This window comes from Kitasatospora sp. NPDC098652 (assembly GCF_044760155.1).
Lineage (GTDB): Bacteria > Actinomycetota > Actinomycetes > Streptomycetales > Streptomycetaceae > Kitasatospora.
On record NZ_JBIWAQ010000009.1, the window covers coordinates 267,429 to 288,998 of the forward strand.

General features: G+C 73.5%; 21 protein-coding genes. 10 read left to right on the top strand and 11 right to left on the bottom strand.

Translation table 11 applies throughout. From position 1 onward, the window contains the following. Nucleotides 1-26 precede the first annotated feature (26 nt). The gene (locus tag ACIQWA_RS21585; RefSeq protein WP_402484636.1) at nucleotides 27-1,277 is read right to left on the bottom strand and encodes a M48 family metalloprotease; all 1,251 of its coding nucleotides are present in this window, start codon (nucleotides 1,275-1,277) and stop codon (nucleotides 27-29) included. Beyond that, entirely contained in the window at nucleotides 1,271-1,735 is a 465-nt protein-coding gene (locus ACIQWA_RS21590) for a BlaI/MecI/CopY family transcriptional regulator (RefSeq protein ID WP_402484638.1), read from the bottom strand. Before ACIQWA_RS21590 ends, ACIQWA_RS21585 begins: the two co-directional genes overlap by 7 nt. Nucleotides 1,736-1,916: 181 nt before the next feature. Here ACIQWA_RS21590 and ACIQWA_RS21595 point away from each other — a divergent pair, with 181 nt between their 5' ends. The 3 genes from ACIQWA_RS21595 to ACIQWA_RS21605 all read left to right on the top strand — a co-directional run bounded on the left by ACIQWA_RS21595 (nucleotide 1,917) and on the right by ACIQWA_RS21605 (nucleotide 3,895). Continuing rightward, a complete protein-coding gene (locus ACIQWA_RS21595; protein ID WP_360236421.1) occupies nucleotides 1,917-2,564 on the top strand; it encodes a DedA family protein in 648 nt (215 codons plus the stop codon). Continuing rightward, complete coding sequence (locus ACIQWA_RS21600) at nucleotides 2,564-3,226, top strand: phosphatase PAP2 family protein (RefSeq protein ID WP_402484640.1); 663 nt, start codon at nucleotides 2,564-2,566, stop codon at nucleotides 3,224-3,226. The genes ACIQWA_RS21595 and ACIQWA_RS21600 overlap by 1 nt, the downstream gene beginning before the upstream one ends. Nucleotides 3,227-3,379: 153 nt before the next feature. After that, nucleotides 3,380-3,895: a pyridoxamine 5'-phosphate oxidase family protein gene (locus ACIQWA_RS21605; protein WP_360236273.1), complete on the top strand. Its 516-nt coding sequence runs from the start codon at nucleotides 3,380-3,382 to the stop codon at nucleotides 3,893-3,895. 55 nt (nucleotides 3,896-3,950) lie between these two features. On the opposite strand, the gene ACIQWA_RS21610 is transcribed toward ACIQWA_RS21605, so the two are convergent. From ACIQWA_RS21610 to ACIQWA_RS21640, 7 genes are all read right to left on the bottom strand, one after another. Next, nucleotides 3,951-4,577 carry a hypothetical protein gene (locus ACIQWA_RS21610; protein WP_402484642.1) on the bottom strand — a complete coding sequence of 209 codons (627 nt, stop codon included), beginning with the start codon at nucleotides 4,575-4,577 and terminating at the stop codon, nucleotides 3,951-3,953. An 80-nt stretch (nucleotides 4,578-4,657) separates the two neighbouring features. Continuing rightward, nucleotides 4,658-4,978, bottom strand: coding sequence for a multidrug efflux SMR transporter (locus ACIQWA_RS21615; RefSeq protein WP_350506695.1), 321 nt, complete (start codon nucleotides 4,976-4,978; stop codon nucleotides 4,658-4,660). A 7-nt stretch (nucleotides 4,979-4,985) separates the two neighbouring features. After that, nucleotides 4,986-5,684 (bottom strand): HAD family hydrolase, encoded by a 699-nt coding sequence (locus ACIQWA_RS21620; RefSeq protein ID WP_402484644.1) that lies wholly within the window; start codon nucleotides 5,682-5,684, stop codon nucleotides 4,986-4,988. A 64-nt stretch (nucleotides 5,685-5,748) separates the two neighbouring features. Next, a complete protein-coding gene (locus ACIQWA_RS21625) occupies nucleotides 5,749-6,834 on the bottom strand; it encodes an ABC transporter ATP-binding protein (protein ID WP_402484646.1) in 1,086 nt (361 codons plus the stop codon). Nucleotides 6,835-6,865: 31 nt separating this feature from the next. Beyond that, nucleotides 6,866-7,675: an ABC transporter permease gene (locus ACIQWA_RS21630; protein ID WP_402484752.1), complete on the bottom strand. Its 810-nt coding sequence runs from the start codon at nucleotides 7,673-7,675 to the stop codon at nucleotides 6,866-6,868. Continuing rightward, complete coding sequence (locus ACIQWA_RS21635) at nucleotides 7,675-8,676, bottom strand: ABC transporter permease (RefSeq protein WP_402484648.1); 1,002 nt, start codon at nucleotides 8,674-8,676, stop codon at nucleotides 7,675-7,677. Before ACIQWA_RS21635 ends, ACIQWA_RS21630 begins: the two co-directional genes overlap by 1 nt. A gap of 8 nt (nucleotides 8,677-8,684) precedes the next feature. Next, nucleotides 8,685-9,854 (bottom strand): ABC transporter substrate-binding protein, encoded by a 1,170-nt coding sequence (locus ACIQWA_RS21640; protein WP_360236288.1) that lies wholly within the window; start codon nucleotides 9,852-9,854, stop codon nucleotides 8,685-8,687. A 326-nt stretch (nucleotides 9,855-10,180) separates the two neighbouring features. On the opposite strand from ACIQWA_RS21640, the gene ACIQWA_RS21645 reads away from it, so the two are divergent. Continuing rightward, nucleotides 10,181-10,960, top strand: a complete 780-nt coding sequence (locus ACIQWA_RS21645) for a GntR family transcriptional regulator (protein WP_360236291.1) — start codon at nucleotides 10,181-10,183, stop codon at nucleotides 10,958-10,960. 44 nt (nucleotides 10,961-11,004) lie between these two features. On the opposite strand, the gene ACIQWA_RS21650 is transcribed toward ACIQWA_RS21645, so the two are convergent. Next, the gene (locus ACIQWA_RS21650; RefSeq protein ID WP_402484651.1) at nucleotides 11,005-12,603 is read right to left on the bottom strand and encodes a phosphonate degradation HD-domain oxygenase; all 1,599 of its coding nucleotides are present in this window, start codon (nucleotides 12,601-12,603) and stop codon (nucleotides 11,005-11,007) included. 351 nt (nucleotides 12,604-12,954) lie between these two features. On the opposite strand from ACIQWA_RS21650, the gene ACIQWA_RS21655 reads away from it, so the two are divergent. Beyond that, nucleotides 12,955-14,595 carry an APC family permease gene (locus tag ACIQWA_RS21655; protein ID WP_402484653.1) on the top strand — a complete coding sequence of 547 codons (1,641 nt, stop codon included), beginning with the start codon at nucleotides 12,955-12,957 and terminating at the stop codon, nucleotides 14,593-14,595. A 62-nt stretch (nucleotides 14,596-14,657) separates the two neighbouring features. On the opposite strand, the gene ACIQWA_RS21660 is transcribed toward ACIQWA_RS21655, so the two are convergent. Continuing rightward, the gene (locus ACIQWA_RS21660) at nucleotides 14,658-15,737 is read right to left on the bottom strand and encodes a pyridoxal-phosphate-dependent aminotransferase family protein (protein ID WP_402484655.1); all 1,080 of its coding nucleotides are present in this window, start codon (nucleotides 15,735-15,737) and stop codon (nucleotides 14,658-14,660) included. A gap of 98 nt (nucleotides 15,738-15,835) precedes the next feature. Here ACIQWA_RS21660 and ACIQWA_RS21665 point away from each other — a divergent pair, with 98 nt between their 5' ends. The 5 genes from ACIQWA_RS21665 to ACIQWA_RS21685 all read left to right on the top strand — a co-directional run bounded on the left by ACIQWA_RS21665 (nucleotide 15,836) and on the right by ACIQWA_RS21685 (nucleotide 21,482). Further along, entirely contained in the window at nucleotides 15,836-16,927 is a 1,092-nt protein-coding gene (locus ACIQWA_RS21665; protein WP_402484657.1) for an amidohydrolase family protein, read from the top strand. Nucleotides 16,928-17,055: 128 nt separating this feature from the next. Then, nucleotides 17,056-17,733 carry a uracil-DNA glycosylase gene (locus ACIQWA_RS21670; protein WP_402484660.1) on the top strand — a complete coding sequence of 226 codons (678 nt, stop codon included), beginning with the start codon at nucleotides 17,056-17,058 and terminating at the stop codon, nucleotides 17,731-17,733. A gap of 251 nt (nucleotides 17,734-17,984) precedes the next feature. Then, nucleotides 17,985-18,917: an SCO1860 family LAETG-anchored protein gene (locus tag ACIQWA_RS21675; RefSeq protein ID WP_402484663.1), complete on the top strand. Its 933-nt coding sequence runs from the start codon at nucleotides 17,985-17,987 to the stop codon at nucleotides 18,915-18,917. A 162-nt stretch (nucleotides 18,918-19,079) separates the two neighbouring features. Beyond that, a complete protein-coding gene (glnII, locus tag ACIQWA_RS21680; RefSeq protein ID WP_402484666.1) occupies nucleotides 19,080-20,102 on the top strand; it encodes a glutamine synthetase in 1,023 nt (340 codons plus the stop codon). Nucleotides 20,103-20,384: 282 nt separating this feature from the next. Beyond that, nucleotides 20,385-21,482 carry an LLM class flavin-dependent oxidoreductase gene (locus ACIQWA_RS21685; protein WP_402484668.1) on the top strand — a complete coding sequence of 366 codons (1,098 nt, stop codon included), beginning with the start codon at nucleotides 20,385-20,387 and terminating at the stop codon, nucleotides 21,480-21,482. Nucleotides 21,483-21,570: the final 88 nt, after the last annotated feature.

Genomic DNA, 21,570 nt, shown 5'->3' on the forward strand with positions numbered 1-21,570 from the left:
TTCGTTCGGCGCCCGGCCGGGGTCGGCTAGCGCTCCGTACCGGGTTCGTGCTGGGCGGTCTCGACGGTGTGGTGGAGGTCGGCGGTGGCCTCCAGGGCGGCGCCGGTGGTCAGGGCCAGGCAGGCGGCCAGGGCCAGCGCGACGGCCCGCAGCCGGGTGGCCGGGGCGGTGGAGGGGCGGGGCTGGAGGAGGGCCGCGACCCGGCGCGGGACCGGGCCGGAGTGGGCGGCGGCGACCAGCCGGGGCCGGGCCGGCCAGGGCGAGCGGCTCGCGGCGAGGGCGGCCCGGCCGACCGCGCGGGCCGTCACGGCGCGGTCGCCGATCCGGGCGGCGGCCACCTCGTCGGCCCAGCGCTCCAGGTGGTACCCGAGGGGCGCGCGCAGTGGGCGGAGCGCCGGGTGGACGTCGGCGGCGTGCTCGGCGAGGGCGAGGAAGACGTGGTGCCGGCCGGTCAGGTGGGCGCGCTCGTGGGCGAGCAGGGCGGAGCGCTCGGGCCCGCTGAGGGCGCGCAGCATCCCGGAGGTGACCACGATCCGGCCGGGCTCGCCGGGCCGGCCGGGGCGGCGCAGGCGGCCGGGGAGGGCGAAGGCGTCGGCGCGCTCGTCGTCCAGCACGGTGAGCGGGTGGTCGGCGGGGTGTCGGAGCCGGGCCAGGGCCTGCCGCCAGGCCGCCCGGACGGGGCGGGGTGCGGGGCGCAGGGTGGGGCGCCCGGCGGGGTGCCGGGTGGGGTCCTGCGGCCCGCGCTCGGCGCGCGCCCGGCGCACCGGGGCGTGGCGGGGGCGCGTGTCCGGATGCTGGTCGGCGTCGGTCTGGGCGCGCGGGGCGGTGCTTGCTGCGGTGCCCGTTGCGGCGCCCGATGCGGCCTCCGTCTCGGCGCCCGGCTCGGCTCCCGCCTCGGCGCCGCAGGAGGGGCGCGGGGCGGGCAGCGCGGCCCGGGCGGTGCGCAGCTCCAGGCACCGGCGGCGGGTGGTCCGTACGGCCAGTGCGGCGAGCGCGGCCAGGGCGAGGCCGGCCAGGGCGGCGGCGACCGGGGCGCTGGGCGCGGCGGCGGTGAGCCAGGGCAGCGAGAGGTGGCCGAGGGCGGCGACCGGGGGCAGCTGGAGCAGTCCGGCGGCGGCGAGCAGTCCGAGCGAGCAGAGGGTGCCGCCGGCCAGCACGGTGGCGGTGCCGGCCAGCAGCCAGGCGGCGGCCCGGGGCGGCAGCGCCTCGGCGAGCCGGCGGGCCAGCGGGGCGGTCAGGAAGGGCAGCAGCAGCGGCGCCCAGACGGCGATCAGCACGGGGCGCCCGCCGATCCGGGGCCGCCCGTCGCTCGGGAGCCGCCACTGTTGGTGCCGCCGACGCGGTTGGTGCCGTCGACGGCGCCGTCGCCGTCGCCGCCGAGCAGGGCGCGCAGCAGCTGCTCGTCCTCGGCGGAGAGGTCGGAGACGAAGCGGGCGAGCACGGTGGAGCGGTCGGCCTCGCGGCCGAGTTCGGTGTGCATCCGGCGGGCGGCGAGGCCCGCCGTGTCCTGGACGGTCGGGGTGTAGGCGTAGGCGCGGCCGGTCCGGGTGCGTTCGACCGTCCCCTTGTCGTGCAGCCGGGCCAGGATCGTCGCGATGGTGGTGCGGGCGAGGTCGCCGCCGAGCGCCGTCTGGACGTCCTGCGGCGTCATCGGCTGCCGGGCCGACCACAGGGCGGCCAGCACCTCGGACTCCAGCTCCCCGGCAGGCCGGCGGGCGGACGATACGTCGGACATGGCGGCGCTTCCTCCAGCTTTCGTCTACAGTCATGTAGACCGTCTACGTCACTGTAGACGGTCCCGGGCGGGTCCGCCGCGCGTCGCGGCGACCGCCCCCCAACGTACGGGAGGTCCGCCAGCCTTGCTCCAGTTCCCCGCCGATCCGGCCGTTCACCTCGCGGTGGGCACCCACCTCGCGATGGGCACCCACCTCGCCGTGAACCCGCTGGACGCCTCCTCATTGCTCGCCGCCTTCGGGGCGTTCGGCATCGCCGTGGTGCTGTTCGCCGAGACCGGCCTGCTGGTGGGCTTCTTCCTGCCCGGCGACTCGCTGCTGTTCACCGCGGGCCTGCTCTGCGTGCCCGGCGCCACCAAGGGCCCGCAGCTGCACCTGTGGCAGGTGCTCCCCGCCGCCCTGATCGGGGCGCTGGCCGGGGCCCAGGTCGGCTACCTGATCGGCCGGCGCGGCGGCCGGGCGCTGCTGAGCCGGACCAAGCGCAAGAGCCTGCTGGAGGGCGTGGCACGGGCCGAGGAACTGCTGGCCAAGTACGGCCACGGCAAGGCGATCGTGCTGGCCCGGTTCATCCCGGTGGTCCGTACGGTGCTGAATCCGCTCTGCGGCGTACTCGAAGTGCCGGTCCGCTCGTTCACCTTCTGGCAGGTGACGGGCGGTGCGGTGTGGACCGTCGGCGTGGTGCTGGCCGGGTACGGGCTCGGGTCGTCGATTCCCGGGATCGACCAGTATCTGCTGCCGATCATCGGTCTGGTAGTAGTTGTCTCCGTGCTCCCCATTGTTCTCGAACTGTTCCGCGCCCGTAAGGCGCGCCGTCACGGAGGTGACGTGTGATGTCCTCTCGGGCTCTCGCCGTGTACGACGGCAGTGGCATCGACGGCAGCCTCTACACCCAGGTGAACAAGTGGGCGCAGTCCGCCCCGACCTGGCTGGACGACGTGATCAAGGTCTGGTCCGCGATCGGCCTCGGGCTGTTCGCCCTGTTCATGCTGTACGCGTGGTGGCGGGCGCGCGGCGCCGAGTCCGCGGTGATGGCCAAGGTGCTCGCCTCCCCGGTGATCGTGGTCGTCGCGTACGGCATCAACTCCGTGCTCAAGGGCATGGTCGAGGAACTCCGGCCGTGCGCGCAGATCAAGGGCAGCGTCTCGCTGGAGACCTGCCCCGCCGCCGGTGACTGGTCCTTCCCCAGCAACCACTCGGTGATCGCCTTCGCCGCCGCGGTCTCGCTCTGGTTCGTCAGCCGCCGGCTCGGCGTCGTCGCCACCGTCTTCGCGGCCCTGATGGCCGCCTCCCGGGTCTGGGTCGGCGTGCACTACCCGCACGACGTGGCGGTCGGCGCCCTCGTCGGCACCCTGGTCGCCCTGGTGCTGGCCCCGCTGGCCGGGCGCTGCGGGCCGCTGGTGGACCGGATGCGGTCGGGCGCGCTGCGCCCGCTCCTCGGCCCCGGCACGGTGCCGGTGGTGAGCCGCGAGTACGCCTCGCACCGGGCGCGGTAGTAGCCATTTCGTGAGTGGCCCGCCCCTTGTCCGGTTTCGGACGGCGGGTGGAGCATGTGAGCCGGGCGTGCGGCCCCCGACCGGGGGCGGCCGCCCGGCTCAGTCGTGCTCGGGGCGCGAAGGCACCGGGCGTGCCAGCGGAGGGAGTGCCGAATGCCGTACCGACTCGACATCACGCAGGGGGACTGGCCGGGCGACCTGCTGCACAAGGGCGTCGAAGGGCTGCTCGCCGAGGCCATGGTGCTCACCCTCGCCACCGCCGGCCACGAACACGGGCCGCACGCCAACCTCGCCTTCTTCGCCTACGACGAGGACCTCGTCCTGTACTTCGTCAGCGAGCGCTCCACCCGGCACAGCCACCACCTCGCCGAGGAGGCCCGGGCCGCCGCCACCGTCTTCCTGCCGCCGCCCGCCTTCGGTGAGCAGCTGCGCGGACTCCAGCTGACCGGCAGCGCGAGCGAGGCCTGGGGGCACCAGGCGGAGGCCGCGCTGGCGGCCTACCAGGGGCGGTACCCGGCCTTCGCCCAGGACGACGAGGTCCGGCGGCAGTACCTCACCGGGGGCGGGGCGGCGGCGCTGTACCGGTTCCAGGTCGAGGAGCTCACGGCGGTGGACGAGCCCAACTTCGGACGGCGCAACTACCTGCGGGCGCGGGTGGTGCGGGAGTAGCCCGCGCGGCCCGGCGGGCCCACCGCCGCCGGGCGGCCGCGCCGCGGGGCGTGGCTCAGAGGGCGCTCCCCCGGCGCCACGGGACCCGGCGCGGGCGGCCGTTGCGGACCACCGCCACGCCCAGACCGGCGGTGCCCGCCATCAGGGCGGCGTTGACGCCGAGGGCGACGGCGCCGTCCCGCAGCAGGTCGACGTTCTCCGGCAGGCGCGCCTGAGCGACGCCCCTCGGGTCGTACCGGACGGTGAGCAGGTCACCGACCGCGTGCGCGTGCAGGCCGGCGGCCACCGTGCCGTTCGGGATCGGCACGCCGTTGCCGTCGACGACGTCGTACGAGGAGCTCGGCTGCTTGCCCTGCGGGCGGTCGTGCGCGGCCGTGACCCGGGCGGTGACGGTCTCCCCCGCGGTGCTGAGGATCAGTGAGTCCCGGGCCGAGGCCACCGAGGCCAGCGCGAGGAGCCACAGCAGCGCCCCGAACGCCGCCATCCAGCAGCCCGCCGCCGCCCCGAGCAGCCGCACCACCCCCACGATCCACCCGACCCCGAGCACCAGCCCGAGCAGCGACGCCGCCCCGAACCCCACGTACGTGCTCACCGCCACCAGCCCGAACGTCCCGGCGGGCACCGCCGCCACCAGCGCGGCCGCCAGTGCGACGGTCCCGCGTCTCGTCCTCGTTCCCGCCACTGCTTCCCCCGCTCCTCACGATGTCGGGGTGGAACGCTACGCCCGGACCCTGACGCCCTCCGGGCCGGGGTGGTGGGCGGTCAGTGGCCGCCCTTGAGGTTGAGGACGACGACTCCGACGATGATCAGGGCGATGCCGAGGATCTGCAGCTTGCCCAGTGACTCGCCGAAGGCGACCACGCCGATGCCGGCGACCGCCGCCGTTCCGGCGCCGGACCAGACGGCGTAGGCGACCGAGACCGGGATGTGCTTGAGCGCGCGGCCGAGCAGGTAGAAGGAGAGCGCGTAGCCGACTCCCACTCCGAGGCTGGGCCAGAGGCGGGTGAACCCCTCGGTGAGCTTGAGGCAGCTGGTGGCGCAGACCTCGCTCAGGATGGCGAGGGTGAGCAGGACGTAGGGCATGTCGCGGTCACACGGCCGGGGCGGCGGAGAGCTTCCCCAGCAGCGCCAGGTCGGCGCGCTCCAGGCTGTCCAGCAGGGTGATCCGCCGGCCGTCGGGTATCGGGACGGCGGTGGAGGGCACCGCGAGCACCGCGCAGCCGGCCGCGGCGGCGGAGGCGACCCCGGTGGGGGTGTCCTCGACGGCGACGCAGGCGGCCGGGTCGAGGCCGAGCCGCTCGGCGGCGGCCAGGTACGGGTCCGGCGCGGGCTTGGTGCGGGGGGTGTCCTCGGCGGCCATGGTGACGGCGAACCAGTCGCGGCCGATGGACGACAGGACGAGGTCCACCACCAGACGCGGGGAGGCGGAGACCAGTGCGGTGGGCACCCGGGCCTCGCGCAGGGCGGCCAGCAGGTCGAGCGCGCCGGGGCGGGGCACCGTCTCGGCGGCGACCTTGGCGGCGAAGGACTCGCCCAGGACGGCGGCGAGTTCGGCTTCGGGGCGGCTGGTGCCGCTGACCCTGTGCAGGTGGGCGGCGGTGTGCTCGACGGCCTGGCCGAGCACCTCGGGGGCGTCCCGGTCGGTGAGCGGGTGGTCCAGCTCCTCGGCGAGTTCGGCGGCGGCCTTCCACCACAGCTGCTCGGTGTCGACCAGGGTGCCGTCCATGTCGAAGAGGACGGCGGCGGGCAGGGGGACGGGGGCGGAATCAGGAACGACGGTTTCAGGCATGGTGGTACCTTCGGTGGTTCTTCTGAGGGTGCAGAGGCGGTAACGAGGATCCCAGACGGGCCGCTCAGGCGGTTCGGCGGTCCACCAGTACCGGCCGGTCCGGCAGGGTGAGCTCGGCGCGCGAGCCGGCCGGCAGGGCGGCGGCGGCCTCGGTGGGCAGGTCGGCCTTGACCTCGGTGCCGTCGTCCAGGCGGACGGTGAGCCGGGTGACGGCGCCCAGGAAGGACGCGGTGACCACCTGGGCCGGGCCGGTCGCGGACGGGGTGAGGACGACGTTCTCCGGGCGGACCAGCACCTGGAGTTCGCCGTCGGCCGGCGCGGTGCCGTCGACCGCGTGCCGGCGGCCGAGCACCTCGACGCCGTCCGGGGTGCGGGTGCACGGGATGCGGCTCATGGTGCCGACGAACTCGGCGACGAAGGCGGTGGCCGGCCGGCCGTACAGCTCGGACGGGGTGGCGCACTGCTCCAGCCTTCCGGCCCGCAGCACGGCGACCCGGTCGGCCATGGACAGCGCCTCCTCCTGGTCGTGGGTGACGAACAGGGTGGTGATGCCCAGCTCCTGCTGGAGGCGGCGGATCTCCTCGCGCAGCTGGAGGCGGACCTTGGCGTCCAGCGCGGACAGCGGCTCGTCCAGCAGCAGCACGCGCGGCTGGAGGGCGAGCGCGCGGGCGAGCGCGATGCGCTGCTGCTGGCCGCCGGACATCTGGTGCGGGTAGTGCTCGGCGCGGTGCGGCAGGCCGACCAGCTCCAGCAGTTCCTGGGCGCGCCTGCGGCGCTCGGCCTTGCCGGTGCCGCGCATCCGCAGCCCGAAGGCGACGTTGTCCAGCGCGGTCAGGTGCGGGAAGAGGCTGTACGACTGGAACACCATGCCCGCGTCGCGCTTGTGGGCGGGGATCGCGGTGATGTCCTGCCCGTCGACCAGCACCTCGCCGGAGTCGTGCTGCTCGAAGCCGGCCAGGATGCGCAGCGCGGTGGTCTTGCCGCAGCCGGACGGGCCGAGCAGGGCGAGCAGTTCACCGGGCCGGACGGTCAGGTCCAGACCGTCGAGGGCGGTGGTGGCGCCGAACGCGCGGCGCAGCGAGCGGAACTCGACGGTGGCGCCGCCGGCGGCGGTCGCGGCCCGGGAGGCGGTGGCGGTGGCCGTGGTCATGGCTGGTAACTCCTGGAGAACGGGGGGTGGTTCAGGACCGGGCGGCCTTGCGGCCGCGGCCGACGGCGGACATCAGCAGCAGGACGAGCCAGACGATCAGCAGGCTGAGCATCGACACCGCGACGGACATCTGGCCGTCGCTCTTGCCGTTGGAGTTGATCCACACCGAGAAGGGGCCGAAGCCGAGGATGGAGGCGGTGGTGAACTCGCCGAGCACCAGGGCGACGGTGAGCACGGCGCCGTTCAGCAGCGCGCTGCGCAGGTTCGGCAGGACGACGGTGAACACCGCGCGCAGCCAGCCGGCGCCGCAGTTGCGGGCGGCCTCGACCAGGGTGACCACGTCCACGCCGCGCAGTCCGGCGTCGATCGCCCGGTAGGCGAACGGCAGGGCCATCAGCACGTAGGCGATGACCAGGACGATCGGGAAGGCCGGGTCCTGGATGGCCACGATGGTCTGGAAGAACGGGGTGTCCTGGAGGTAGTCCGGGCCCCAGCGCAGCACGCCGATGATGCCGGTGGTGAGGGCCACCACCGGGACGACCAGGGGCATCGAGCACATGACCTCGATGACCGGGCGCAGCTTCGGCGCGCCGAGCCGGGCGGCGAGCACCGCGGGGACGAGCAGGAGCAGCAGCACCGCCACGGTGACGGCGGCCAGTTCGAGGCTGAGCACCAGGCTGTCGGTGAAGCCGGGGGCGTTCAGCAGCTCGGTGTAGGCGCGGAAGGTGGTGCCGCCCTTGTTGTCGTCGACGCTGAACCACAGCGAGGCGGCCATCGGCACCGCGAAGTAGATCCCGCAGAGCAGCAGGACCAGGCCGCGGCCGAAACGGATGCGATTGATCAGGCGAGCCACTTGGCACTCCGGCGCTGAAGGGGCAGGTACACGGCCATCACCAGGCAGGCGACCACGATCATGTCGAGGCCGAGGGCGAGGGCGAGGTTGCCCTGGCCGACCAGGACGTTGCCGGACAGCGCGTCGCCGATCTGCATCGAGATCAGCGGCACCGAACTGCCCACCATGGCCTCGGCGGTGGCGTACGCGGCGAAGGAGGCGCCGAACAGCAGCACGAAGCCGCCGAGCAGCGAGGGCAGCAGGACGGGCAGTGCCACGTGCCGCCAGTACTGCACGCCGGTGGCGCCGTTGTTGTACGCGGCCTCGCGCCACTGGACCTTGAGGCCCTCCAGGGCCGGGGTGATGGTGATGACCATCAGCGGCACCAGGAAGTACAGGTAGACCACGGACAGGCCGGAGAAGGTGTAGAGGTTCCAGCCGTGCTTGGTCAGGCCGAGCTTCTTGGTGACCTCGCCGGAGTTGCCGAGGGTGGCGACGAACATGAAGGCCAGCGGGACGCCGCCGAAGTTGGCGAGCACGCCGGAGGCGGACATCACGGCCTCGCGGAAGGCGCGGAACCGGGAGGTGGCCACGGCCTGGGCCAGCGGCAGGCCGACCACGGTGGCGATCAGCGCGGTCAGCAGGGAGAGCTTCACGCTGCCCCACAGGGCCGTCCAGTAGGCGCCCTGGAGCGAGCCGGTGAGGTTGTCGAGGGTGAAGGTGCCGCCGCCGTCGGGGGCGTCCGAGGAGGTGGTGAAGGCGCCGATGACGATCGCGACGGCGGGCAGGCCGAAGCCGATCGCGAAGAAGAGGATCAGGGGGAGGGCGGCGAGCCAGGCGCGGCTGCCGCGGGCCCGGCGCGCGGCCGGGCGGGGGGCCTCGGTGTGCACCGTGGTGGCGCCGCCGGTGGCGGTGGCGGTGGCCGGGGCGGGGGAGGCGGGGCCGGGGGCGCCCCCGCCGCTCTGGGCGGCGGAGGCGCTGGCCGGCACCGGGGTGGGAGCCGTAGTCATCAGTCAGATCAGCCCGAGATCGCCTTGGCCCAGTTCTCCGTCACGACCTTCTTGGCCGCGGTGGTCTGGTCGTCGGTCGGGAAGGTGGTGAAGGGCTTCTCGACGGCCGGGAGCTTGGCGGCGGTGGCCGTGTCCAGGGTGCCCGCGGCCTTCATGGCGTCGAACAGGGCCGGGGTGGCGTAGCCGCCCAGGAAACCGTTCTGGCCCTCCGCGCTGTAGAGGTACTCCTCCCACAGGCGGGCGGCGGCCGGGTGCGGCGCGTCCTTGTTGATGGCCTGGTTGTAGAAGTTGGCGTAGACGCCGTCGGACGGGATGCTGACCTGCCAGTCGATGCCCTTGTCCTTGAACTTGTCGGCGTAGCCGGCGTTCAGGTAGGACCAGTCGATGGTGATCGGGGTCTCGCCCTTCTCGATGGTCGCCGGGGTGACCTCGACCGGGTTGAAGTTGCCGGCCTGCTTCAACTTGCCGAAGAAGTCGATGCCGGGCTGGATGTTGTCCAGCGAACCGCTGTTGGCCAGGGCGGCGGCCATGACGGCGCTGTACGCGGCGTTCGCCTTGGTCGGGTTGCCGTTGAGCGCGACCATGCCCTTGTACTCGGGCTTGAGCAGGTCGGCGAAGGTCTTCGGGCAGGCCGACACCTTCTTGGCGTCGCAGGCGATCGAGATGTAGCCGCCGTAGTCGTTGTAGCTCAGACCGTTGGCGTCCTTCATGGCGGCCGGGATCTTGTCGAAGTCGGCGACCTTGTAGGGGGCGAACAGGCCCTGCTTGCCGCCGGAGGTGGCGAACGCGGCACCCAGGTCGACCACGTCGGGGGCGCGGTCCTGGCCCTTGCGGGAGGTGATCGCGTTGATCTCGTCCTGGCTGGAACCGTCCGGGTTCTCGTCCTCGATGTCGATGCCGTACTTCGCCTTGAAGCCGTCCATCAGCTTGCCGTAGTTCGCCCAGTCGCGCGGCAGCGTGATGACGTGCAGCTTGCCCTCCTTCTTGGCGGCGGCGACCAGGGCGTCCATGCCGCCGAAGTCGGCGACCGAGGTGGCGGTCTTGGCGCTCTTGCCGCCCGCGGCGTCGCTGCCGGACTTCGCGGAGGAGGAGCCGGCGGAACCGCAGGCGGTGAGGGACAGCGCGGCGGCGGTCAGGACGGCCGCGAAGGCGGCGGAGCGGGCACGGTGCACGGACACGGGTCAGTCTCCTGAGAGGGGGGAACTGCAAGCGGGTGTCTGGATCGGGGGATCGGCGAGTGGCGATCCGGAGCCGTCCGGGGTGAGTTCGACGGCGTCCGAGTTGACTAGCCAACTTCGCTGACGGAGGTAAGTAACCCGAAGTTCGGTGACGGGAAGGTGAACGGACGGCCCAGAACCGGGGTCGGCTGCGGGAACGGTGGAATCCGGCCATCGGTGCGTGATCCGTTCGGTGCGATGCTCGAACTGCGCAGCGGGATAAGGTCGGGCTGTCCGTGCCGGTACGGCTGCGCTGGACACCGCCCCTGGAGGGACAATTGAGTGACGTGGCAGTAGAGCCCGAGCGCCCCGTCGAGCGCACGGCCGGAGCCCTGTACCGCAAGGTGGCCGCCGATCTGCGCGAGGCCATCACCACCGGCGCGTACGGCGAGGCCGGCCGGCTGCCCGCCGAGGGCGCGCTGGCCGAGCAGTACGGGGTCTCCCGCGGCACCGTCCGCCAGGCGCTCGCCGTGCTGCGCTCCGACGGGCTGGTCACCTCCCGCCGCGGCACCCGACGGGTGGTGCTCGGCGGCGCCCGGGTGCAGAGCTTCTCCGAACTGCTCAGCTTCACGCACTGGGCGTACTCGATGGGCGAGGAGCCCGGCGGCATCCTGGACTCCCTGGTGCGCCGCCCGGCGGACGCGGCCGAGCGCGAGCAACTGCGGCTGGAGCCCGGCGCCGAGGTGTACGTGACGGTCCGGCTGCGGACGCTGTCCGGCACCCCGGTGATGGTCGAGCGGACCATCTACCCGCCGCGGGTCGGCGAGATCGTCGCCGAGCTGCCGCCGGACGTGGTCTCGCACACCGAGGTGCTGCGCGAGCACGGCATCCTGTTCACCGACGCCGACCACACCATCGACGTCGTCGCGGCCAACGCCGAGGACGCCCGGCTGCTCGGCTGCCGCCGGGGCGGCCCGCTGCTGCGCGAGCGGCGGCGCACCACCGACCCGACCGGCACGCCGGTGGAGTGGTCCCAGGACCGCTACCTGCCCGGCACGGTGGCGTTCAGCGTGCACAACTCGCTGGCCACGTCGGCGCTTTCGCGGCACGCCCGGGAGCTGGACTGAGCTCCCGGACGGCCGCGCCGCCTCGGGGCCTCGCGGCGGGGCGGTCAGCGCATGAGTGAGGCGAGCAGCGGGCGGTAGTGCTCGAAGTCCGGCGTCTCCAGGCCGGGCTCCTTCGCCTGCTCGTCCCATCGGCGCACGGCTACCGCGTCGACGGCGCCCGGGAGTTGGGCGAAGGCGGCGGCCTCCTCGGCGCCCATCGGGCCGCCCTGGACGGTGAGGGTGTACTCGGAGGCCTCGGAGAGCCGGGCCCGGTAGCCGGGCTCGACCGCGCACAGGTAGCGCTTGGCGGCCACGTGCAGCCGGACCGGCTCGGTGACCTCCGGCCCGAACCAGGCGGCCAGCCGGTCGGCGCCGGTGTGGCTGTGGCGATTGTCCTGACCTTGCATCAGATCTCTTCCGTGCAAGGCGCCGTGGAAGTGGCCGAGGTCGTGCAGCAGGGCGGCGGCGACCAGGTGGTCGGGGGCCCCGGCGGCCTCGGCGGCGGCCGCGGCCTGGAGCATGTGCTCCGCCATGGTGACCGGCTCCCCCAGGTACTCCCCGGCGCCCTCGCCCGCGAACAGTTCGGCCAGTTCGTCCAGGGCGGCGGTGCGGCGGTGCAGCACGGCGAGGGTGGAGGCGAGCGAGTCGAGGTCCGCGTAGCACCCCTGGAGGTGTCGGCGGCCGTCCTGCTGGAAGGCCGTACGGGCGTGCAGCAGACGGGTGTTGTCGAAGACCAGGCAGTCGCCGGGGCCGAGCCGGAAGGTCAGCTGGAGCTCGGGGCGCAGGGTGATCGCGGCGAAGCGGCGGTAGGCGGCGTAGAAGGCCGTCAGGTCCTCCGCGCCGGCGCGGAGGGTGCCGATGGAGCGGTTGTTGAACCGGACCTCGCGGATCCGGCCCAGCGGGTCCACGTCGATCAGCGGGCGGTCGGCGCGCAGTTCGGTGCGGCGGTCACGGAAGACGAAGGGGACGGGGGTGCGGGTGAGCGTCGCGAAGTCCTCGGGGGCTTCGTCCCGGAGGATCGCCGCCGCCTTGAAGCCGTCCACCAGGCCGGAGTCGCCGCCGGTCGCCGAGTTCTCCAGGCAGTGCAGCAGCTGGAGGGTGGGCACCGGGTCGCGGTACGGGTTGTCGGTGTGCGGGGCGATCGCCTTGTCGGTGAACGCGAGGTTGTTCGGATCCGGCTCGACCCGGACGTCGAACAGCTCCCCGTAGTTGGTGACCCGGACGTAGCCGAAGCTCTCGGCCACCCGCAGCACCTGCCCCTCCACGGCGGGCACCCCGCGCAGCACCGCGAAGCCGCTGCGCCGTACGGCGGCCAGGACGGCGGCCTGCTCGGCGGGGTCGGTGAGGTAGGCCTCCCAGTCGGCCTCGGGAATGCCGCGCGCGAATTCGGCGGCCGCCCAGAGCCGCTTGCCCTGCTCGGTGCGCCCGTCGCCCTCCTCCGCCTCGTCGAGCCAGGCGAGCGGATAGCGGGAGCGGTGCCCGTCCGACCAGAGCACCTCCAGGCGGCCGTCGAGCTCCGTGCTCGCGGCGATCGCGAGGCCCGCCGGCAGGTCGTCGATCTGGAACAGCTTCTGCCCGTTGCGCGGGTCCCGGCACTCGGCGCAGGGGCAGTTGTCGCGCAGCCAGTACGGCGGCAGCTCGGTCAACGGCGGTCGCTCGGTCACGGGGGTTCCTCCTCGACGACTCCCGGGCAAAGTTGTACAGCCAACTTCGCTCCGTGCGGGAGCTTGCCGGTTCGCGGTGAGATCCGCGTGCCGGGTAGGTGAACGGTGCGGGAACTGTCGCGGGGGGGCGAAAGCGGTTGAGCGGGGAGGCGCGGGATGGGGTGGTGCGATCCGGGCGGCGGTCGGATACCGCCCGGGCCGGCACCGTCGGCCGGTGCTGCCGCCCGACTGACGGACCCGCGCTCCGGCCGTTCGGGTGAGGGTGCAGGTCGGAGGGTGTTTCGAGGGTGGGGGAGGGCTCGGGGCTGCGGCACTGTCGGGGGGATTCCCCGAGGTGAGAGGCGTGGCGCCATGGCCCATTCCAATACGACGACATCGCCCCCGACGGGGCACGGCGGGCTCAAGCGGGAGGTCGGCCTGGCCGGGCTGCTGTGGGCCTCGGTCGGGGCGATCATCGGCTCCGGCTGGCTGTTCGGGGCGCAGAAGGCGGCGGTGGCGGCCGGGCCGGCCGCTCTGCTGTCCTGGGGGATCGGGGCGCTGGCGATCATCCTGCTGGCGCTGATCCACGCCGAGCTGGGCGGGCTGTTCCCGGTCGCGGGCGGGACGGCGCGGTACCCGCACTACGCCTTCGGCGGGTTCGCCGGGATGTCCTTCGGCTGGTTCACCTGGCTCCAGGCCGCGACCATCGCGCCGATCGAGGTCCAGGCGATGATCAACTACGCCCGGCACTGGACCTGGGCGGACGGCTTCCTCAACAAGGACCTGACGCTGACCGGCTCGGGCTTCGTGGTTGCGGCCGTGCTGCTCGGGGTGTTCGTCGCGATCAACTTCCTCGGCGTCCGGCTGCTCGCGCACACCAACAGCGCGGCGACCGTGTGGAAGGTCGCCATCCCGATCCTGACCATCTTCGCCTTCGGGATCCAGGACTTCCACGGCTCCAACTTCACCTCGCACGGCTTCGCGCCGGACGGCTCCAAGGGCGTGCTGGCGGCCATCAGCACCAGCGGGGTGATCTTCGCGCTGCTCGGCTTCGAGCAGGCCATCCAGTGGGCGGGGGAGAGCCGCAACCCGCGCCGGGACATCCCCCGGGCGGTCCTCGGCTCGGTGGTGATCGGCACCGTGATCTACGTGCTGCTCCAGGTGGTGTTCATCGGCGCCCTGCCGCCGGAGACCTTCGCGGGCGGGTGGGCCAAGCTCGACTACCCCGGGATCAGCGGCCCGTTCGCGGGCCTCGCGACCCTGATCGGCCTGGGCTGGCTGGCCACCGTCCTGTTCATCGACGCGGTGATCTCGCCCGCCGGCACCGGGCTGGTCTACATCACCTCCAGCTCCCGGGTCACCTACGGCCTCAGTCGCAACGGCTACGCCCCGCAGGCCCTCCAGTACACCGACCGCAACTCGGTGCCCTGGCTCGGCCTGCTGATCGCCTGGGTCGCCGGGGTGGTCTGCTTCCTGCCGTTCCCGAGCTGGCAGAAGCTGGTCGGCTTCATCACCTCTGCCGTGGTGCTGATGTACGCGGGCGCGCCGCTGGCCTTCGGGGTGCTGCGCAAGCGGCTGCCCGGGATGGAGCGGTCGTACCACCTGCCCGGCGGCACGATCATCTCGCCGGCCGCGTTCGCGGTGGCGAGCCTGGTCATCTACTGGTCCGGCTGGGACACCCTGTGGCGCCTCGGGCTGGCGATCCTGATCGGCTACCTGCTGCTCGGCGGGTACTCGATGTACGCCGCTTCGAAGGGGGTGCCGAACGCGCCGCGGATGGACTTCAAGGCCGGGCAGTGGCTGCCGGTCTACCTGGTCGGGATGGGGATCGTCTCCTGGCAGGGCACCTTCGGGGTGGGCGCCCAGGGGAACCTGCCGCTGTGGTGGGACATCGGGGTCGTGGTGGTGTTCGCACTGGTCATCTACTACTGGGCGCTGGCGGTGGCGCTCCCGGCGGAGGAGATCGAGCGGAACATCCGCGGTGTGGAGGTGGTGGACGAGGGCGGGCACTGAGCCCGCGCCGGAACGGAGGAGCGGCCCCCGAGGAGTCTCGGGGGCCGCTCGGCGTCCGGTCGTCAGACGGCCGCGTCCCACGCCGCCCCGGCGGCGGTCAGTGCCGCGTCGGCGTCGCCCCCGGTGGCCTTGGCGAGGGCGGTCAGGCAGGCCGCGACGGTGTCCAGCGAGGCCGCCCGGCCGTAGTGGTTGACGCGGAGCATGGAGGCTGCCAGCGCCCCGCCGCCGGGCTGGACGGGCAGCGCCGGGTCGAGGGCGGCGGCGAGTTCGGCGGCGTGCACCCCGGCCGGGGTGCGCAGGGTGGTGGCGACCGGGGCCGCGGCGGCGTCCTGGTGGACGTACGGGCCGAGCGTGCCGAGGGCGCGGGCGCCGGCCCGGGTGGCGGCGGAGGCGGCACGGTGCCGGGCGATCACGGCGGGCAGGCCGTCGGCGGCGATCCGGTCCAGGCAGGCGCCGAGCGCGAGCATCTCCAACTGGGCCGGGGCGTGCGGCAGTACGGTGCGACCGGCGTCCGTCCAGCGCTCCTTCCAGTCCAGCAGGGAGAGGTAGGAGCGGCGCGGGGCGGCCGGGTTGGCGGCGATCCGCTCCCAGGCGCGCTCGGAGACGGAGACGGCGGAGACCCCGGCCGGGCCGCCCATCGCCTTCTGGCCGCCGATCACGCACAGGTCGATGCCCCACTCGTCGGTGAGCAGCGGCTCGGCGGCGACCGAGGCGACCGCGTCGAGCATCAGCAGGGCGCCGTGCTCGCGGACCACGGCGGCGATCCCGGCGACCGGGTTGGTGTTGCCGGTGGCGGCCTCGGCGTGCACCAGGGAGACGAAGTCGATCTCCGGGTGGCCGTCGAGCGCCTCGGCGACCTGCTCGGCGCTGACCGCGCTGTCGAAGGGCACCGCGAGGTCGACGACCGTCGCGCCGCAGGAGCGCAGCCAGTTGCCGAAGGTCTGGCCGTACGGGCCGGTGACGATGTTGAGCGCGGTGGAGCCGGGGTGCGCGGCGCCGCGGATCGCGGCCTCCAGCGGCAGCAGGGCCTCGCCCTGGGTCACGATGACGTCGGCCTCGGTGTGCAGCAGCGCGGCGACCTGGTCCTCGATCGCGGCGAACCCGGCGGCGCTGAGCGGGGGGAGGTCGAGGAAGGGGCTCACGGCTTCACGGCCTTTCGCGGGGCGGGTGGTGGGTGCGGCAACGAGTCTGCCCCATGCGCGCCGATGGCACGGAACCCGCCCGTCGGTAGAGTGCGGCCATGAGCGAAGGTGCGGTGCTGCACGTCCGGGGCCGGGTGCTGGTCGGCCCGGAGGAGGTACGGGACGAACTCTGGGTGGTGGACGGCCGGGTGAGCTTCACCCGCCCGCCGACCGCCGGGGACGTCCGGACGGTGACGGGCTGGGTGCTGCCCGGTCTGGTGGACGCGCACTGCCACGTCGGCCTCGACGCGCACGGCGCCGTGGACGCCGAGACCAGCGAGAAGCAGGCGCTCACCGACCGAGACGCGGGCACCCTGCTGATCCGCGACGCCGGCTCGGCCGCCGACACCCGCTGGATCGACGAGCGCGAGGACCTGCCCCGGATCATCCGGGCCGGCCGGCACATCGCCCGCACCCGCCGCTACATCCGCAACTACGCCCACGAGATCGAGCCCGGGGACCTCGCCGCCTACGTGCGGGCCGAGGCCCGGCGCGGCGACGGCTGGGTGAAGCTGGTCGGCGACTGGATCGACCGCGAGCGCGGCGACCTCGCCGCCTGCTGGCCCGGCGACGCGCTGGCCGAGGCGATCGCGGCGGCGCACGAGGAGGGCGCCCGGGTCACCGCGCACTGCTTCGCGGCCGAGTCGCTGCCGGACCTGCTGGCGGCCGGGATCGACTGCGTCGAGCACGCCACCGGGCTGACCGAGGAGCTGATCCCGGCCTTCGCCGAGCGCGGGGTGGCCATCGTGCCGACCCTGGTCAACATCGCCACCTTCCCGCAGCTGGCGGCCGGCGGGGAGGCCAAGTTCCCGGCCTGGTCGGCGCACATGCGGCGGCTGCACGAGCGCCGCTACGACACCGTGGGCGCCGCGCACGACGCGGGCATCCCGGTGTTCGTCGGCACCGACGCGGGCGGCTCGCTCGCCCACGGGCTGGTCGCGGACGAGGTGGCGGAGCTGGTGAAGGCGGGGCTGAGCCCGGCCGAGGCGCTGTCGGCGGCGAGCTGGGGTGCCCGGGAGTGGCTCGGGCGGCCGGGGCTGGCGGAGGGCGCTCCGGCGGACTTCGTGGTGTACCAGGAGGACCCGCGGGCGGACGTCCGGGTGCTCGCGGACCCGCGCACGGTGGTGCTGCGGGGGCGGCCGGTGGGGTGACCGGGCGCGGGCGGTGGGGAGCCCGGCGATCGGTCGAGGCGGTCGTTCACGGTGACCGTCCGAGGTGGTCGTTCACGGTGACCGTCCGTCGTGACGCCCTGTCGGTATCGGCCGATAGGGTGACGACCATGGCACCGCGTCCACTGAATGAGATCGTCGAGCCCGGTTGGGCCACCGCCCTGGAGCCCGTCGCCGGGCAGATCGCCGCGATGGGGGACTTCCTCCGCGCCGAGATCGCGGCCGGCCGCACCTACCTGCCGTCCGGGCCGAACGTGCTGCGGGCGTTCCAGCAGCCGATCGCCGACGTCCGGGTACTGATCGTCGGGCAGGACCCGTACCCGACGCCCGGCCATGCCGTCGGCCTGAGCTTCTCGGTGGCGCCGGACGTCCGGCCGATCCCGCCGAGCCTGGTCAACATCTTCCGGGAGTACGGCACCGACCTCGGCCTGCCGCAGCCGTCCAACGGCGACCTCACGCCCTGGACGCAGCAGGGCGTCCTGCTGCTGAACCGGGCGCTGACCACCCAGCCGCGCAACCCCCGGGCCCACAAGGGCAAGGGCTGGGAGGCGGTCACCGAACAGGCGATCCGGGCGCTGGTGGCGCGCGGCGGCCCGATGGTGGCGATCCTGTGGGGCAGCGACGCCCGTAACCTGCGCCCGCTGCTGGGCGACATCCCGACGGTGGAGTCGGTGCACCCGAGCCCGATGTCGGCCGACCGCGGCTTCTTCGGCTCGCGGCCGTTCAGCCGGGCGAACGAGCTGCTGGTGCGGCAGGGGGCGCAGCCGGTGGACTGGCGACTGCCGTAAGGGAGTTGCTCCCGTAGCAGATCCCGGTCAGTGCCGGACGTCAATCTCACTCCAACGAGTGAAATGACGCTCCGTGAGGCTCATGTGACGGATCGTTTGAGAAGACTGGCGGCTCATCGTTTCACCTGTGTGGGGGTCCCGCCATGTCTTCCCGGTCTTTCCGGTCTTCCCGATCCTTCCAGTCGTCTCGGCCGTCTCAGCCGTCTCAGCCGTCCCGGCCGTCTCGCCGAATCGTTTCCGCATCCGCCGCCGTGGTGGTGAGCACGCTGCTCACCGCCGGGCCCGTCCAGGCCGCTCCGGCAGCTCCGGCGGCCCCGGCGGCCACTCCCTCGCCGGGCAAGGCCCGTGCCGTCACCGCCGAAGTCGCCCTGGACGTCAGCTTCCTGAACAAGGCGGTGGACGTCCCGGTGGACATCGCGCTCAACAAGGTGGAGACGCCGGAGCAGCGTGAGGGCTCCGTGCTGACCGCCAAGGTCGCGGGCGTCGACCAGGCCGCCCCGGTCGAGCTGGTCAAGGCCGACCTCGGAAGGTCCGTCACCCGGGTCGACGCCAAGGGTGCCACCGCCTCCGTCAAGCTGGTCAACGCCGACGTGCACGCCCCCGGCCTGCCCGCCACCGCGCTGCTCGGCCTGGAGGCGATGAGCGCCGAGGCCACCTGTCCGGTCGACGGGCAGCCGACCGCGAACGTGGTCGCGCCCGCCAAGCTGACCGTGCTGGGCAAGCCCGTCACCGTCGGGCTGTACGGCCCCACCAAGGTGGACGTGCCGCTGGTCGGCAGCGTGTCGGTGGAGTTCTCCAAGAAGAGCACCACCACGACCACCGCCGCCGCCTCGGCCCTGGAGGTGCAGGTGGAGGTGAACCCGCTCAACCTGAACGTCGCCAAGGTCACCGGGAAGGTCACCGTCGCCTCGGTGAGCTGCGAGAAGCCGTCCGGCCCCACCGCCACCGCCACTCCGAGCACCGTGCCGACGTCCCCGCCCGCCGCCCAGCCGGTCGCGGACGCCACCACCTCGCGCGCCGCCGTGCCGCAGGCGGCGGTGGAGAAGCCCGAGCGGCTCGCCACCACCGGCGGCAGCAGCGCCACCGGCCCGCTGGCCGCCGGGGCCGCCGCCCTGGTCGCGGGCGGTGCGGCCGCGCTGTGGGCCACCCGGCGCCGCCGGGCCGCGCACGCCCGTCGCGGCTGAGCACCCGCAGCGGTGCGGGGTGCCACGCCCGGCACTCCCGCACCGTGACCGTGCCGATGCGGACGGTTGGTTCACATGCGCGTTACACGAGAGGAACAACCGGGAAACGGCGGCTTGCGACGCTACGCGGGCATCCACCACCCAGCAATAGAGGGACACGCCGTGGCAATCAAGGCCGAGTACATCTGGATCGACGGCACCAAGCCGACCGCGAAGCTCCGTTCCAAGACTCGCGTCCTGCCCAACGCCGACAAGATCCCGACCTGGGGCTTCGACGGTTCCTCGACCAACCAGGCCGAGGGCCACGCCTCGGACCGCGTGCTGGAGCCGGTGAAGGTCGTCAAGGACCCGATCCGCGGTGGTGACAACATCCTCGTCCTGTGCGAGGTCCTGGAGACGGACGGCACCCCGCACGAGTCCAACACCCGCGCCCTGCTGCGCGAGGTCGAGGAGAAGTACACCGCGCAGGAGTCGATCTTCGGCATCGAGCAGGAGTACACCTTCTTCAAGGGATCCCGCCCGCTGGGCTTCCCCGAGGGCGGCTTCCCGGCCCCGCAGGGCGGCTACTACTGCGGCGTCGGCGCCGAGGAGGTCTTCGGCCGCGAGATCGTCGAGCTGCACCTGGACCGCTGCCTCGACGCCGGCCTGGCGATCTGCGGCATCAACGCCGAGGTCATGCCCGGCCAGTGGGAGTTCCAGATCGGCCCGGTCGACGCCCTCACCGTCTCGGACGACCTGTGGATCGCCCGCTACCTGCTCTACCGCACCGCCGAGGAGTTCGGCATCGACGCCACCCTGGACGCCAAGCCGGCCCGGGGCGACTGGAACGGCGCGGGCGCCCACACCAACTTCTCCACCAAGGCGATGCGCGAGGGCTACGACGCCATCATCACCGCCTGCGAGTCGCTCGGCGCCTCCCAGGAGAAGGTGCTGGAGCACGTCACCCAGTACGGCGCCGACATCGAGTCCCGCCTGACCGGCAAGCACGAGACCGCCCCGTGGAACGTCTACAGCTACGGCGTCTCCAACCGCGGCGCGTCCGTCCGCATCCCGTGGCAGGTCGAGGTGGAGCAGAAGGGCTACATCGAGGACCGTCGCCCGAACGCCAACGTCGACCCGTACGTCGTCACCCGCCTGCTGATCAACACCTGCTGCGCGGCCCTGGAGAAGGCCGGCCAGGTCTGATCCCCGCCTGACGTACGCAAGGTACGCAACGCCCGCAGGCCCTTCCCCACCCGGGGGAGGGCCTGCGGGCGTTGTGTCGTGTCGGGCATAATCGGGCGCATGACCGCTCCGACCCGCCCCTGCCTCGTGCGCCGTCTGCACGTGGACCTGGCGCGGGTGTGGGCGGCCGGCTGTCGTCGTCGGTGAGTTCCCAGCAGCAGGACCGAAGCGGGTCCGAAGCAGGACCGAAGCAGGACCGACCGACCCCCGACAGCACACCGGCCGCAGGAGTGTGTCCGTTCCATGGCTCTCACCTTCCACTGGTTCCTCCCCACCAACGGCGACAGCCGGCAGATCGTCGGCGGCGGGCACGGCTCGACGCCCGGGACGGCCGGGTCCGACCGGCCGCCGAGCATCGCGTACCTGGGCCAGATCGCCCGCAGCGCCGAGCAGTTGGGCTTCGAGGGGGCGCTCACGCCGACCGGCGCCTGGTGCGAGGACGCCTGGCTGACCACCGCGATGCTGACCCAGGTGACCGAGCGGTTGAAGTACCTGGTGGCATTCCGGCCCGGGCAGATCAGCCCCACGCTGGCGGCGCAGATGGCCGCGACCTACCAACGGCAGTCCGGCGGAAGGCTGTTGCTCAACGTGGTGACCGGCGGCGAGTCCGCCGAGCAGCGGGCCTACGGGGACTTCCTGGACAAGGACGCCCGCTACGCCCGCACCGGGGAGTTCCTGGACATCGCCCGGCGGCTCTGGGCGGGGGAGACCGTCGACCACCACGGCCCCCATCTGCGGGTCGAGCGCGCGAAGTTGAACCGACTGCCCGACCCGGTGCCGCCGGTGTACTTCGGCGGCTCCTCCCCGGCGGCCGGGGACGTCGCCGCCCGGTCCGCCGACGTCTACCTGACCTGGGGCGAACCGCCCGCCCAGGTACGGGAGAAGCTCCGCTGGATCCGCGAACTGGCCGCCGCCCAGGGCCGGACGGTGCGGTTCGGCATCCGGCTGCACGTGATCAGCCGGGACACCTCGGCGCAGGCCTGGGCGGAGACCGAGCGGCTGCTCGCCGGCATGGACCCGCAGCGCGTCCGGGAGACCCAGCGGGCCCTCGCCGAGAGCGAGTCGGAGGGGCAGCGGCGGATGCTCGCGCTGCACGGCGGCTCGGCGGAACGGCTGGAGGTGCACCCGGGGCTGTGGGCCGGCATCGGGCTGCTCCGCGGCGGGGCGGGCACCGCGCTGGTGGGCAGCCACCGGGAGGTCGCCGACCTGATCACCGAGTACCACGAGCTGGGGATCGACGAGTTCGTGCTGTCGGGCATGCCGCACCTGGAGGAGGTCTACTGGTTCGGCGAGGGGGTCCTGCCGCTGCTGGCCGCCCGCGGGCTGTGGCGCCGGCCGTGACCGGTCGCGGCGGCCGGCAGCGGCGGCGTCCGTCGCAGCGGCCGTCGGGTCGGGGCAAATCACTGGTCAATCCCGGTCCACCACCGGA

Coding starts and splice junctions, on each gene's coding strand:
- ACIQWA_RS21600 (WP_402484640.1), top strand. CDS start 2,564: ATGTCCTCTCGGGCTCTCGCCGTGTACGACGGCAGTGGCATCGACGGC.
- ACIQWA_RS21620 (WP_402484644.1), bottom strand. CDS start 5,684: ATGCCTGAAACCGTCGTTCCTGATTCCGCCCCCGTCCCCCTGCCCGCC.
- ACIQWA_RS21595 (WP_360236421.1), top strand. CDS start 1,917: ATGGGCACCCACCTCGCCGTGAACCCGCTGGACGCCTCCTCATTGCTC.
- ACIQWA_RS21625 (WP_402484646.1), bottom strand. CDS start 6,834: ATGACCACGGCCACCGCCACCGCCTCCCGGGCCGCGACCGCCGCCGGC.
- ACIQWA_RS21635 (WP_402484648.1), bottom strand. CDS start 8,676: ATGACTACGGCTCCCACCCCGGTGCCGGCCAGCGCCTCCGCCGCCCAG.
- ACIQWA_RS21665 (WP_402484657.1), top strand. CDS start 15,836: ATGAGCGAAGGTGCGGTGCTGCACGTCCGGGGCCGGGTGCTGGTCGGC.
- ACIQWA_RS21605 (WP_360236273.1), top strand. CDS start 3,380: ATGCCGTACCGACTCGACATCACGCAGGGGGACTGGCCGGGCGACCTG.
- ACIQWA_RS21685 (WP_402484668.1), top strand. CDS start 20,385: ATGGCTCTCACCTTCCACTGGTTCCTCCCCACCAACGGCGACAGCCGG.
- ACIQWA_RS21670 (WP_402484660.1), top strand. CDS start 17,056: ATGGCACCGCGTCCACTGAATGAGATCGTCGAGCCCGGTTGGGCCACC.
- ACIQWA_RS21615 (WP_350506695.1), bottom strand. CDS start 4,978: ATGCCCTACGTCCTGCTCACCCTCGCCATCCTGAGCGAGGTCTGCGCC.
- ACIQWA_RS21590 (WP_402484638.1), bottom strand. CDS start 1,735: ATGTCCGACGTATCGTCCGCCCGCCGGCCTGCCGGGGAGCTGGAGTCC.
- ACIQWA_RS21655 (WP_402484653.1), top strand. CDS start 12,955: ATGGCCCATTCCAATACGACGACATCGCCCCCGACGGGGCACGGCGGG.